12 protein-coding genes and 1 pseudogene are annotated in these 12,999 nt (G+C 53.7%); 7 read left to right on the forward strand and 6 right to left on the reverse strand.

The genetic code is table 11. The features are described from left to right. Positions 1-34 precede the first annotated feature (34 nt). Positions 35-1,033 (reverse strand): ATP-grasp domain-containing protein, encoded by a 999-nt coding sequence (locus tag KGD89_RS21490; RefSeq protein ID WP_025261827.1) that lies wholly within the window; start codon positions 1,031-1,033, stop codon positions 35-37. Between the two features lie 122 nt (positions 1,034-1,155). Here KGD89_RS21490 and KGD89_RS21495 point away from each other — a divergent pair, with 122 nt between their 5' ends. Then, on the forward strand, positions 1,156-1,704 hold the full coding sequence (locus tag KGD89_RS21495; RefSeq protein ID WP_025261828.1) for a DUF1523 family protein: 549 nt from the start codon (positions 1,156-1,158) through the stop codon (positions 1,702-1,704). Positions 1,705-1,710: 6 nt separating this feature from the next. Here KGD89_RS21495 and KGD89_RS21500 read toward each other — a convergent pair whose 3' ends face one another. After that, a complete protein-coding gene (locus KGD89_RS21500) occupies positions 1,711-2,961 on the reverse strand; it encodes an O-antigen ligase family protein (RefSeq protein WP_371874961.1) in 1,251 nt (416 codons plus the stop codon). A gap of 224 nt (positions 2,962-3,185) precedes the next feature. Then, complete coding sequence (locus tag KGD89_RS21505) at positions 3,186-3,575, reverse strand: pilin (protein WP_038400031.1); 390 nt, start codon at positions 3,573-3,575, stop codon at positions 3,186-3,188. Between the two features lie 225 nt (positions 3,576-3,800). Between KGD89_RS21505 and pilB the strand changes: the two genes are divergently transcribed. Genes pilB through yacG form a run of 5 tightly spaced genes read left to right on the forward strand, consistent with a single transcriptional unit; the run spans position 3,801 to position 8,418 of the window. Beyond that, on the forward strand, positions 3,801-5,498 hold the full coding sequence (gene pilB, locus KGD89_RS21510; RefSeq protein WP_025261830.1) for a type IV-A pilus assembly ATPase PilB: 1,698 nt from the start codon (positions 3,801-3,803) through the stop codon (positions 5,496-5,498). Positions 5,499-5,500: 2 nt separating this feature from the next. Further along, positions 5,501-6,718: a type II secretion system F family protein gene (locus KGD89_RS21515; protein ID WP_025261831.1), complete on the forward strand. Its 1,218-nt coding sequence runs from the start codon at positions 5,501-5,503 to the stop codon at positions 6,716-6,718. A 1-nt stretch (position 6,719) separates the two neighbouring features. Beyond that, a complete protein-coding gene (locus KGD89_RS21520) occupies positions 6,720-7,592 on the forward strand; it encodes a prepilin peptidase (protein ID WP_025261832.1) in 873 nt (290 codons plus the stop codon). Beyond that, entirely contained in the window at positions 7,589-8,212 is a 624-nt protein-coding gene (coaE, locus tag KGD89_RS21525) for a dephospho-CoA kinase (RefSeq protein ID WP_025261833.1), read from the forward strand. Before KGD89_RS21520 ends, coaE begins: the two co-directional genes overlap by 4 nt. Then, positions 8,209-8,418 carry a DNA gyrase inhibitor YacG gene (yacG, locus tag KGD89_RS21530; RefSeq protein WP_025261834.1) on the forward strand — a complete coding sequence of 70 codons (210 nt, stop codon included), beginning with the start codon at positions 8,209-8,211 and terminating at the stop codon, positions 8,416-8,418. Before coaE ends, yacG begins: the two co-directional genes overlap by 4 nt. Here yacG and KGD89_RS21535 read toward each other — a convergent pair. The 3 genes and pseudogenes from KGD89_RS21535 to KGD89_RS26495 form a co-directional block, all read right to left on the reverse strand. Then, positions 8,412-8,879 (reverse strand): hypothetical protein, encoded by a 468-nt coding sequence (locus KGD89_RS21535; protein WP_025261835.1) that lies wholly within the window; start codon positions 8,877-8,879, stop codon positions 8,412-8,414. The genes yacG and KGD89_RS21535 overlap by 7 nt on opposite strands. 117 nt (positions 8,880-8,996) lie before the next feature. After that, positions 8,997-9,857 (reverse strand): methyl-accepting chemotaxis protein, encoded by an 861-nt coding sequence (locus tag KGD89_RS26490; protein ID WP_404940696.1) that lies wholly within the window; start codon positions 9,855-9,857, stop codon positions 8,997-8,999. Positions 9,858-9,902: 45 nt separating this feature from the next. Beyond that, positions 9,903-10,880 (reverse strand): annotated as a pseudogene (locus tag KGD89_RS26495) (cache domain-containing protein); the annotation flags it as partial. 608 nt (positions 10,881-11,488) lie between these two features. Between KGD89_RS26495 and KGD89_RS21545 the strand changes: the two are divergent. Next, positions 11,489-12,997, forward strand: a complete 1,509-nt coding sequence (locus KGD89_RS21545; RefSeq protein ID WP_081741953.1) for an SEL1-like repeat protein — start codon at positions 11,489-11,491, stop codon at positions 12,995-12,997. Positions 12,998-12,999 lie beyond the last annotated feature (2 nt).

The following is a 12,999-nucleotide window of genomic DNA, read 5'->3' on the forward strand; positions in this document are numbered from 1 at the left end:
AGAGCAAGGCAATAGCAAAAAACTATTATCCCGATCAAACCGTAGCCAGTACAGCCACGGTGATGGCCTTGACCCGAATATTATCCCGCCAATGTGTTTCCGGTTCTTTCAGCCCAAGCCGCCGGGTCGCGAAAATGCCCGGCAGATTGATACCTGTTTCCCGCGTGTAACCAATACCGCCCGAGTAGCGCGGGTTGATTTCCAGCAAGTGCGGCTTGCCATCGGCGTCGTCACGGGTCTGCACGTTGATCAGGCCGTCACAGCCAAAGTGCTCGGCGGCCTCCACGGCCAGCCGGACAGCCTCGCTGTCGCGCTCGAACGTCTGGTTCATGCCCTGCTTGCGGCGCCCGACGAAGGCCACCGCCTTGCCATGTTCACAGACCATATCCACCGAACACTCGCTGCCCGGCATATACGGCATGAGTAACATGGGCGGCCTGTCATCGGACTGGCGATAAGCGTTCAGGTACGCCTCGAAGCTGGTTTCCCGGGCATCGGGGTTGGCGAAGCAACGGAAGTCATCGACGCCTGCCTTGAAGCGCCAGAATCCATGCCCGAAAATCCCCACCGTCGGCTTGATACACACCTCTCCCGTGCGGGACAGGGTTTCGTAGGCGGCCTGCAACTCTTCGGTATTACTTGCGCTGATCCCCGGTATGCACGCCAGACCAGCCTGTTCGGCAGCGGCAGTGAAAAGGCTTTTGTCGTCTACATTGATAAAGGTCTGCATGCTGGTGCCGCCGGTGACCAGATCAAAACCCTCCGCCACGAAACGCTCACGATGCGCTTCATAAAAACTGCCGACACGCCCGGCAATAATGACTTTGACGCCCAGCTCGCGGGCCGTTTCGAGGACCCAGTCAATGCGCTCTGCGTTATTGCGCGGCTCCTGCAAGGCAACGTCGGCCTGCCCGGTAATTTCCGAGCGATCCTGACGATGGGACGCGATAATCCGCACCGAGGCCGGCAACGCCTCACGCGCGCCCATGATGACTTCGCGCTGGCTGGACTGGCCTTCAAGGAACCAAATCATGTGACTCTCCAGAAAACAAAGCAGCGTTCTAAGCAGCTTTGACGAATTTTGTAATAACTGTTTTGCTTCAAAATGTTCGGATTAAGGCAAAGTCACGCCATTTTTCACTAGGGGACAATGACATGAAGTGGCTCAAGCGGTCGATTTGGCTTTTGGTTTTCGTTGCATTCGGGCTCGGCGCACTCAGCCTCTACTACGTATTGCCGCGCCATGATGTCGTGATGGTCACGGGCGTGGAAGTAAAAAGAATGGACGCAGACGGCGTAATCAACGCCGACAACGTGGCCGACGGCCCGACCCGCGATGTCTACTTCATCAACACCGAAGACCCGGACACCAAGAAAGTCGTGGTCTACCGCAACGAAGACACCGGCTGGAGCTTCCCGTGGTACTTCAAGTTCGACTCGGCAGACATCCAGGCAAAAGCCCAGGGTTATTCTCGTGATTCACAACAACTGGCACTGATCCGCTACTACGGCTGGCGCATCCAGATCCTGTCGATGTTCCCCAACATCACTCAGGTCGAACTCACCAACAGTCGCGAGCAACCCTTTCCGATCTTCAACGCGATCTTCTTCGGCGTGCTGATTCTGTTGGTGCTGGTCGTGGTGATTGTGGTCAAGCGCCGGTTTCGCAAGCAGCCGCGGGTGGATGGGGTGGTGAGGGGGTAGGCGGATTTATTCGGGGGGATGCGCAATGCTCCCCCGCAGCCAGAAACGAGGCAGAGAAGGACCTCCAAAACCCTGCCCAGACTGCTGCTGAAGATTCTCCAGGTCGGGAAAGTCGCGAATGATCGTATAGAAAATCAGGCCTGCTCCCAGAACAAGACAGGCCATCCATAAGCGATCAAGAATCAGGTTGCGCGAAACCGGTGTGACCTGCCACTCATGCAAGGCCAATAACCAACCAATAACTATTGCCAGCCATAACTGCGAATACGGCATGACAATAACGCCATCGACCATAGCCTGTGTCAGCGCACCAACCAGACTTGCGAAAAGGCAAAGCCGTAGCAGATCGACAGGTTCTAGAGAGTAAGCTCTCTTGCGTAACAAGAGGCCGGTCACCACAAGTCCATAAAGAGCCAGTCCGGCCACGCACAATGTGGAGGGTATTCCCCACTCGCTTGCCCACTGCAGAATCGCCTGATGCGGATGCGCGCCATACGGGTTCCAGATATCGGCAAAATGCATCGGCCCAAAACCCAGCAGCGGACGCTCCTTGATCATGGTCCATGCCTGCTGCCACAACAGCTCACGGGCAGACAGCGAAGTATTCAGCCGCTCACCGGCAAAGTTGACGACGTCAATGCCCAGCCAGGCGGGTAAAAGACTGAAAAGAAGAAGAAACAGCAATACCCCCACTGAGGCTGCCGCCAGTTGCCAGCCTACCCAGTGGCGTCCGGCACGTCCGAAACAGGAAGCCACGACCACAGCAGCGCCCATCCCCAGCCATGTACCTCGCGTACCACCTGTCACGGCGATCATCCACCAGAGACTCAACAGGATAAAGATCGATACCTTGATAGAACGCCGCGCAGAAACCAGCAGCAGCGGCAAGGCGAGTAACGGCAACGTAAACGTCTGAAACTGGCCATAGAAACGCTTGTTGGAAAAACCTTCCAACAGCAGATCTGTATCCAGAGCAGGAGGAAAACTCAGGAAGGCTGCGGCAGTTGCAGAAAGAAACTGAAGTATTTTGATAGAGCAGATGAAGACAACGAAGCCAATGAAAAGCCGGTCAAGCTGAGCGCCGTGATTTTGTCGCTGTTGGGCAAATGCACTGGCGATGGCACAACACAGCAACAAGACCGATAACTCGATCAATGCCCAAAGAGGCTGATGGGCTGTCAGGCTGGAAATGATTCCGCCCAGCAATACACATGAAAAAACAGCCTTGATGCCCGGTTGAAACACACTGACATTCAGGCCCTTGATCGAATATAGACAGAGGGTCAATACGGATAAGGAGCCAATAAGAAACTGTGCCAGTCTCTGGAAGTTGTGGCCGGAAAACTCAAAGGTGCCAGCGCAGATAAAAAGCGTGATGCAACAGAAGAAGAAAAAAATATGGTTTTTTGCTGTAGATAACACTTGGAGACTCCAGACCTCCGATATCAAAAAAGGCGCCGAAGCGCCTTTCTTTCAAGCTATTACGAGCCAGCGCACCCGTTAGGAGCGGCGTTTGCTGGTGTGACAGTACATGTCCAAGAAACAACACCACCTACAGCTGTAGTTGCCGGAAACCCTGCTTGAAGGCGGACTGTAACCGTAGGGTTTGAACGAGTAGCCGTCAACAAACCTCCGGCACTACATCCGCTAATCGCACTTGCACCAGTACCGCAAACATCAGCAGCTGCAATTCCATTAGACCAGTTCTCCGCCACCGCCAATTTAGCGGAGTCAAGGCTTGCGAGCGCAGCGGAGGCCTGCGCTCGCAAGGTATAATTTTGATAGGACGGAATGGCTACCGCAGCCAGAATACCGATGATCGCAACCACGATCATCAGTTCGATCAACGTAAAACCTTTTTGTGTTTGCATGGATACATCTCCAAGGCGTCAATGAGGTGGTGCCTTGCAGAAGTAAAAGCACAGCCCATGCCAAATTCGATACCGCGCAGTTGATTGACCAAAATCAACCATAAGTGCTCTTCGCGCCAACTGAAATCATCAGAAACTGACAATTTTCGTCACATCCCACACTGCCATTTGGCAGCAAAGCCCGACTGCGCTATAAACCTCACACTGTCTGTGTCTGGTGGTTTTATGTCTGATGTCGTCCTCACCGGTCTGGCCAAGCAATTGGTCGAAGCCGAGCTTCTCACTGAAAAAACTGCGCAGCAGGCTTACCAACAGGCACGGCGCGACAAGATTTCGCTGGTCAGTTATCTGGTACAGAACAAACTGGTCAAAAGTCTGGTACTGGCAGAGCTGGCATCCGATCAGTTCGGCGTGCCCTTCCTTGACCTCAATTGCCTTGATAAAGAAAGCCAGCCCAAAGGGCTGGTCAGTGAAAAGCTGGTACGCCAGCATCATGCCCTGCCTTTATGGCGGCGCGGCAACAAGTTGTTCGTAGGAGTATCGGACCCCACCAACCATCAAGCCGTCACCGATATCCAGTTCAGTACAGGCCTCAATACCGAAGCGATTCTGGTTGAGGACGACAAGCTCACCGATGCCATCGAAAAGCTGTTCGATACGGGCATGGGCCTCGGAGACATGGCAGATGTCGATCTGGGCCTGGATATCGAGCAGGCCGATAACGCCAAAGAAACTTCGATATCCGGAAAAGACGATGCCGACGACGCCCCCGTAGTGCGCTTCGTCAACAAGATGCTGATGGATGCCATTCGTATGGGCTCCTCGGACTTGCACTTCGAGCCTTATGAAAAGGTCTTTCGCGTGCGCTTTCGTACCGATGGCATCTTGCATGAAGCCGCCAAGCCCCCTATCCATCTGGCCAGCCGGATTGCCGCACGCCTGAAAGTCATGGCCAGTCTGGATATCTCGGAGCGGCGCAAGCCTCAGGATGGCCGAGTCAAACTACGGGTATCCAAAAGCAAGGCCATCGATTTTCGTATGAACACCCTGCCAACGCTATGGGGTGAAAAGATTGTGATGCGGATCCTGGACCCCACCAGCGCCCAGATGGGTATCGATGCGCTGGGGTATGAGCCGGATCAGAAAGCACTTTATCTTGAAGCACTCAAACAGCCACAAGGGATGATCCTGGTCACCGGCCCAACCGGGTCGGGTAAAACCGTTTCGCTCTATACCGGGCTGAATATCCTCAATACCGTGGACATCAATATTTCTACCGCCGAAGACCCGGTGGAGATCAACCTGGAAGGCATCAACCAGGTCAACGTCAACCCGCGCCAGGGCATGGACTTCTCCCAGGCGTTGCGAGCCTTTCTGCGTCAGGACCCGGACGTAATCATGGTGGGCGAGATCCGCGACCTGGAAACCGCAGAAATCGCGATCAAGGCCTCCCAGACCGGCCATATGGTGCTTTCCACCCTGCACACCAATAGCGCGGCAGAAACCCTGACACGCCTGCATCATATGGGCGTCGCGGCTTTTAACATTGCCACAGCCATCAACCTGATCATTGCCCAGCGTCTGGCTCGCAAACTCTGCCCTCACTGCAAGAAAGAAATCGAGGTGCCACGGGAAACCCTGCTCAAGGAAGGTTTCCCGGAGTCGGAAATAGGCAAGTTCAAAATCTACGGTCCTGTCGGTTGCGACCACTGCAATGGCGGCTACAGGGGCCGGGTCGGTATTTACGAAGTGGTCAAGAAAACCCCGGAGCTGGAACGCATCATCATGGAAGAAGGCAACTCACTGGAAATTTCAAAACAGATGCGCAAGGACGGCTTCAATGACTTGCGCACTTCAGGCTTGCATAAAGCCATGCAGGGCATCACCAGTCTTGAAGAAGTCAACCGCGTGACCAAGGATTAAACATGGCTAGCAAAGCAGTCAAAGTCACTGTTTACACCTGGGAAGGCCTGGACAAGAAAGGCTCGAAGATGACAGGTGAGTTGAGCGGCCATAACCCGGCACTCATCAAGGCACAGTTGCGCAAGCAGGGCATCAATCCCACAAAAGTGCGTAAAAAGTCCGTCTCCATATTCGGCAACGGCAAGAAGATCAAGCCGCTGGATATCGCCTTTTTCTCAAGACAAATGGCGACGATGATGAAAGCAGGCGTTCCACTGCTGCAATCTTTCGACATCATCAGCGAGGGTGCCGAAAACCCGAACATGCGGGCGCTGGTGGACTTCCTGAAGCAGGAGGTATCGGCGGGCAACAGCCTGGCAACGGCCCTGCGACAAAAGCCTGAGTACTTTGACGACCTGTATTGCAACCTGGTGGATGCCGGCGAGCAGGCGGGTGCCCTTGAAAGCCTGCTGGATCGGGTTGCCACCTATAAGGAAAAGACCGAGGCACTCAAGTCCAAGATCAAGAAGGCCATGACCTACCCGATTGCTGTCATGGTTGTAGCGGTGATTGTTTCGGGTATTTTGCTGATCAAGGTCGTGCCGCAATTTCAGTCGGTATTTGCAGGTTTTAATGCTCAATTACCCGCCTTTACCTTGATGGTCATCGGCCTATCAGAAATCGTGCAGAATTGGTGGCTGGCCATCGTCGGTCTTTTTATTGTCGGCTTTTTCATGTTCAAACGAGCCTACAAGCAATCCCAGAACTTTCGTGACCGTATCGACAGACTCCTGTTGAAAGTCCCGATCATTGGGCCGTTGATTTTCAAATCATCTGTAGCTCGTTATGCACGAACCCTTGCAACAACCTTCGCAGCAGGCGTTCCGCTGGTGGAGGCACTTGACTCGGTAGCAGGTGCAACCGGGAATGTGGTGTTCAAGAATGCGGTCAACAAGATCAAGCAAGACGTTTCAACCGGTATGCAACTGAACTTCTCAATGCGTTCAGTGAATGTATTCCCGAGCCTGGCCATTCAAATGACTGCGATTGGTGAAGAGTCCGGTGCACTGGACTCCATGCTCGACAAGGTTGCGACTTACTACGAGGACGAAGTCGATAATATGGTCGACAGCCTTACCAGCCTGATGGAGCCCATGATCATGGCGGTACTCGGCGTTATCGTGGGAGGCCTGGTGCTGGCCATGTACTTGCCTATCTTCAAACTCGGAAACGTCGTCTGATATGCCCCTTCTCGATTTCCTGGCCAGCTCCATGCTGGCCTTCGTCATTTTCACCTCTGTTCTAGGCCTGCTGGTTGGCAGCTTTCTCAATGTGGTGGTTTATCGCCTGCCCAAAATGATGGATCGCGACTGGAAGATTCAGGCACGGGAAATACTGGGACTGCCCGCCGAGCCCAAGCCGGATACTTTCAACCTGATCCTTCCGCATTCCAGTTGCCCGCAATGCAACCACCGGATTCGCGCCTGGGAAAACATTCCGGTCATCAGTTATCTGGCCCTCGGCGGTAAATGCTCGAACTGCAAGACAGCGATCAGCAAACGCTACCCGCTGGTCGAACTGACCTGCGGGATAGTGTCAGGCTACATTGCCTGGCATTTCGGTTTTGGCTGGCAGGCTGCGGCGATGCTGGTGCTGAGCTGGGGCTTGTTGGCCATGAGCCTGATCGATGCCGATCACCAACTACTGCCGGACTCCCTGGTCCTTCCCCTGTTATGGCTGGGGCTTATCGTCAATGCCTTTGGCCTGTTCACATCCCTCAATGATGCCATCTGGGGAGCCGTGGCCGGCTATCTGGCGCTGTGGTCGGTGTTCTGGCTATTCAAGTTGCTAACCGGCAAGGAAGGCATGGGTTACGGTGACTTCAAGTTGCTCGGCATGCTCGGGGCCTGGGGCGGCTGGCAGATCCTGCCGTTGACGATCTTTTTATCGTCGCTGGTGGGCGCTGTGCTGGGCGTGATCCTGATGCGCATTCGCCAGGTCGAGGCGGGAACGCCGATTCCCTTCGGTCCTTATCTGGCCATCGCGGGGTGGATCGCTTTGCTCTGGGGTGGTCAAATAACCGACTCCTATTTGCAGTTTGCCGGTTTCAAATGACCAACCCTGCTTTCAAACCCTGGATTCTTGGCCTGACCGGCGGCATCGGTAGCGGTAAAAGTGCGGCAGCACAGTGCTTTATCGACCTGGGCATCCATACCGTAGACGCTGACCATGTCGCCCGCTGGGTGGTCGAGCCCGGACGTCCGGCACTGGCACAGATTGCCGAACACTTCGGCAGCGATGTGCTTCAAGCCAGCGGCGAACTGGATCGCGGCGCTCTGCGCTCACGGATTTTCCAGCACCCTGAAGAACGACGCTGGCTGGAAGCCCTGCTGCACCCGCTGATCAATCAGGAAATCGTCAGCTATCTGGCCCAGGCGCAATCGCCTTACGCGATTCTGGTTTCGCCGCTGCTGATCGAGTCCGGGCAATACAAGATGGTGCAACGGGTTCTGGTGATCGATGCTCCCGAAAACCTGCAAATAGAACGCACCATGCAGCGCGACGGCTCCAGCCAGGAGCAGGTCCAGGCCATTCTCAAGGCTCAGGCGCAACGTGAAGAGCGACTGCGTCACGCCGACAATGTGCTGACCAACGATCGCGACCCGGCGTGGCTGAAAAGCGAAGTCGAGCGCCTGCATCACTTTTTTCTTACTTTGCGTGGAGGCCAATCGTGAGCCAACCAACAATCGTCCAATGCCCGACCTGTGGCGCCCCGGTGGAATGGAGCGCCGCCAGCCCTGCTCGTCCGTTCTGCTCCGACCGCTGCAAGCTGATCGACCTGGGCGCCTGGGCGTCCGAAGAACATGCGATTCCGGTCAGCCCGGATGCCGAGGACGAACTGTTCTCCGGTGATCTTGAACGTCCGCTACGCGATCACTGACCTTGCCGTTCAAGCGCGGCCAGTAACTGCTCGGCACTGCTGAACTGTTGCTGGCTCACCAGTTGCCCGTCGCGCAACTGCAACCACAGCACCTTGTCTTCATCCCCCGCATACTGCGGCACGATGCGCGCATCGCGGTCGAGGATCACGCGATAGGAGTAATCGCGCATCTTGGGGATCGCGAACAGACTGGCAATCACGCTGGGCATCTTCTGGATATCGGCCACAAACACCGTTTGCCGCGACTCCAGAAAACCCTTGGGCTTGTCCTTGAGCGCGACATTGACCAGCTTGGCCGCGTCCATGCTGCGGGCGACCAGAAGTGTCTGAGTCTGGCTGTTCAGGGTGTAGGGCTGATCGTACTGGTCCAGCAGGGTCCAGGGCGTGAGCCGATCACCGACCTGCAAAGCCTGGGCGGTCAGCGGCAGTAAAGCCAGAAGCAGAATGGGCAAGAGTTTCAATGTGCGAGTCCTTGAGCATGAATGACAATGGGCATGAATGCTTTCACAGACATGCCCACCCAAGTCAACGGTCCAGCGTGTTTAAGGTGATCCCAGCCACCCGAACAAGCTTAAAACTCAGACATTGAAACGTCTCAGCAAACGATCCTGCTGATCCACCTGCTCCACCATCAAAGCACACTGACGCACCTGAACTTCAGCACTGGCCGCAACTTCATGACTGATATCACGGATATTAGTGGTGTTGAGGTTGATCTCTTCAGTGGTCGCGCTCTGCTGTTCAGCCGCCGTCGCAATCTGCATGTTCATGTCATTGATACGGATGATTGCCCGACGGATATCCGTCAGCATCTCATTGGCCGCGCCCGCCTCTTCAGCCGTCTTGCTGGCACTGTCGCGGTTCAGCTGCATACGCGACTCGGCTTGCTTAACACCGGTCTGCAACTGATCGATCATCTGACGAATTTCCTGAGTCGATTTCTGGGTACGCGAGGCCAGGGAACGAACCTCATCGGCCACCACCGCAAAACCACGCCCGGACTCACCCGCCCGCGCCGCTTCGATAGCCGCGTTCAAGGCCAACAGGTTGGTCTGCTCGGCAATGCTGTTGATCACCGACAGAATCGATTCGATATTCTGGCTGAGCCTGGCCAGTTCTGTAATCGCCTGACTGGCCTCATCCATCTCCACAGCCAGCGTCTTGATCGCCTCGGTCGAACGCGACACCACACGCACACCGCTGTCGACCTCGTCATTGGCCGAGAGCGCCGCCTGAGCTGCGGCCTGAGCGTTGCGCGCCACCTCTTCGGCCGTGGAAGCCATTTCCTGCATGGCCGTGGCCAGTTGATCAAGCTCCTGCAATTGTCGTTGCAGACGGCCATCGGCCTGGTTGGCTTCGCCGGAAGTGCGGTTGGTGCTTTCATGAACCTGCTTCGAGCTGCCCATGACCTGAACGATCAAGGTCTGCAGGCTTTCCATGAACCGATTGAATTCACGGGACAACAGGGCAATTTCATCGGTGCCGGAATCGGGCAAACGTCGGGTCAGGTCGCCTTCACCGCTGTTGATTTCCCGCAAGGAGGTATGGAGCAGATCAAGGGGTTTGAGCAGCCGCTTCATCAGCGCGCCCAGCACCAGCAAGCTGATAAGCACACCCAGCAGCGTGGCAATAGCCGCTCGCCAGCTCAGGCTATTGGCCTCGGCCATGACGATACTGTTATCCAGTACGACGCCGATGTACCAGTTCATGCCCTTGAGGTTGGACAGCGGAGTAAAAGACACCAGCAGGTCCTTGCCAGAGGCACTGACTGGCTGCAGCCTGTTCTCCAGGGCCGGGTTCTTGCCCTCGAACAACTCACTGTAGCTCTTGCCGTTCAAAGCACTGTTCGGGTGAGAGATGATGTTGCCACTGCTGCTCATCAGAAAAGCATAACCGGCACCATTGAAGTCCATGGTGTTGATCGTGTCGGACACGCTTTTCAAGCGGACATCACCGCCCATCACGCCGAGAAACGCGCCGGCGCCACGCAACGGCGTCACGGCAGAAATCAGCGTTTCTCCGGTTGTGGAGTCGACATAGGGTTCAGTGAGCACAGCCTGGCTGGCCGCCTTGCCGACTGCATACCAGGGACGTGTACGTCCATCCCAGTCAGGTTTCGGCTTCCAGGACTCCAGATTCTTGATGGGCTTGCCATCGCTCTGCAAGGCACCAAAAACCAGAATGAATTCATCCTTGAGCAGAGGACTGCCAATCAGGTGCTGAAGGTTCTCGGTGCTGTAGTTGCTGTCGATATTCTGGCTCAACAGATCCATGAGCTTGAGCTTGGAGTTCAGCCAGTTCTCAATCTGTCTGGCCAGCGTATTGCTCGATTCGGCAATGCTTGCCGAAACCTGACTATGAAGAGTGTCACGAACCTTTGCGACCTGCGTCACCGACAATAAACTGGTGGTACAGAACAGTACGAAAGCTGCGGCAAGGCCAGCCTTGTGGACAATCTTCATCAAGTCGCTCCATGCGTTTTAAAAGAAGATTTATCGTAAACAGGATAATGGCTATGTGCAATCAAGCGTTTGATTGAATAGAGCTTTTGTACTACGCCTATTTGTGACCATCCGTTTCGTGAGAGCGATAAAGAATGCTCATGAACGACAAAACATATTCATTCGCGACATATTTCAGCTATCAGGCATGACTTTCACGCTGATAATCTTTTTTGCATCACGCCCGGCACCGTCCCGGAATTCCCCCGCTTACAAAGGCGAAATGGTGCCCAGCAGACCAATGCCGATGGTCAGGATCAGAAAACCAATCAGGAAAAATGCAAGCTTAGCCATCTCAAGCCTCCTACAGGGACAGAGTTGCGATACAGCGCGTGGCAGATGACTCGGGGAGCGCTGCGGTGTGTGTATTGTGGGATGAGTGTGGGTTGCGGTACAGATTCAGGTGATGGAGAAAAATGCGGATCAGATGGACAAATGATCGTAGCTTTGTTGTAAAGCATGCAGGTCTTTCAGAAAAGGCCCATTTATTCCAATAGTGCTTTTCTCACGAGAAAATTGCGGGCAAGCTGCGCCTTGCCTTATGGCCCCCACAGCCATCGACACGAGAAATGTTGAAATTTCCAAGATCACAGGGAGGCAAATTGATAAAATACACAGCAACACTGATCGCCTTAATATTATTATCAAACAGCGCACTTGCCTCACTGGAGGAAGGTGTCGACGCACTAAAAATACAAGACTATGCATCAGCCATAAAATACTTAAAACCAGAATCAGAAAATGGTTCTATAGCGGCCACTCGCTACATGGCAATACTCTACGAAAGTGGAAAGGGTATACCACAAAACCTCACTGAGGCTATAAAACTCTACGAAATAGCTGCCAACAAAGGGGACGCTGTTTCACAAACCAGCCTTGCTGCACTTTATCAACATGGCAAAGGTGTCAATAAAAACTATAAAAAAGCTTTTGATCTCTATCAAAAAGCAGCTGACCAAGGCTTCACTGATGCAATGGTGGCCTTGGCAGACCTGTACAGTGATGGATTAGGCACAGAGAAACATCCCGAAAGAGCAGCAAGCCTCCTGCAAACGGCATCACAAAATGGAAGTCCAGCGGCACAAAACAACTTAGCGGCTATGTACATGAATGGAGTAGGTGTAGAAAAAAACCTGCCCAAAGCTTTTGAGCTTTTTCAATCAGCCGCCAAGCAAGGGTATGTTGTGGCACAACGTAATCTGGGAACTGTATATGATCGAGGCCTGGGAGTAACCAAAAACTCTGTCGAGGCTCTCAAGTGGTATCGCGCAAGCTCTGCGCAAGGAGATGCCATCGCGCAGTTTGCACTTGCACAGATGTATCAATATGGGTCAGGTACAGACGTAGATTACTCATCTGCACTAAAATTCTACAAATTGGCCGCAGACCAAGGCGTAGGAGCAGCTGAATATCAGATTGGGTATATTTACTGGAAAGGAGTCGGAGTAAGCAAAAATCCTTCCGAGGCAGTAAAGTGGTTCCAGCAAGCTGCAGCGAGAAATTTCCCGCAAGCACAAACCAACCTGGGTGAGATGTACGAAAGCGGAAGGGGGGTTACAAAAAATGAAGCCAAAGCGGTTCAACTTTACATGCAAGCTGCCAAATCCAACTATCCTCAAGCAGAGTATAAGCTTGCAAAAATGCTGAAAGACGGGCGAGGTTTACCAAAAAACTACTCCACAGCATTCATGTATTTCAATAAACTGGCTGAAAAGGGAATGAGCGAAGCTCAAAGCGAGCTTGGAGTTATGTATGAAAATGGCTTGGGCGTTGATAAGAACTATGAAAAATCCGCCACCCTTTTCCGACAAGCGTCTACTGACAAATCGGCATCCGGCCTCAAGAACTTGGGACGGTCATATGCAAAGGGCCATGGCGTACCTAAAAACCTTGTCATCAGTTACGCATTAATAAACTGCGCGCATAACATAGAAGTCAATGACATTGATATACATAACGAGCTAGATTCAACTCAAAAGGCAATCAATGAGCATGAGTTGCAAAAGGCGCTCACACTTTCACTGGCTATTGACAGGGAAGGCCTAACTGCAATCGAAAGCTTTCTTGCAACTCAATAAGA

Source organism: Pseudomonas cichorii (assembly GCF_018343775.1).
In the GTDB taxonomy this organism is placed as follows: Bacteria; Pseudomonadota; Gammaproteobacteria; order Pseudomonadales; family Pseudomonadaceae; genus Aquipseudomonas; species Aquipseudomonas cichorii.

Excerpts from the sequence above, each read along its gene's own strand:
- KGD89_RS26490 (WP_404940696.1), bottom strand. The coding sequence starts at position 9,857 with ATGGAAAGCCTGCAGACCTTGATCGTTCAGGTCATGGGCAGCTCGAAG.
- KGD89_RS21520 (WP_025261832.1), top strand. The coding sequence starts at position 6,720 with ATGCCCCTTCTCGATTTCCTGGCCAGCTCCATGCTGGCCTTCGTCATT.
- KGD89_RS21490 (WP_025261827.1), bottom strand. The coding sequence starts at position 1,033 with ATGATTTGGTTCCTTGAAGGCCAGTCCAGCCAGCGCGAAGTCATCATG.
- pilB (WP_025261830.1), top strand. The coding sequence starts at position 3,801 with ATGTCTGATGTCGTCCTCACCGGTCTGGCCAAGCAATTGGTCGAAGCC.
- KGD89_RS21495 (WP_025261828.1), top strand. The coding sequence starts at position 1,156 with ATGAAGTGGCTCAAGCGGTCGATTTGGCTTTTGGTTTTCGTTGCATTC.
- KGD89_RS21515 (WP_025261831.1), top strand. The coding sequence starts at position 5,501 with ATGGCTAGCAAAGCAGTCAAAGTCACTGTTTACACCTGGGAAGGCCTG.
- KGD89_RS21505 (WP_038400031.1), bottom strand. The coding sequence starts at position 3,575 with ATGCAAACACAAAAAGGTTTTACGTTGATCGAACTGATGATCGTGGTT.
- KGD89_RS21545 (WP_081741953.1), top strand. The coding sequence starts at position 11,489 with ATGTTGAAATTTCCAAGATCACAGGGAGGCAAATTGATAAAATACACA.
- coaE (WP_025261833.1), top strand. The coding sequence starts at position 7,589 with ATGACCAACCCTGCTTTCAAACCCTGGATTCTTGGCCTGACCGGCGGC.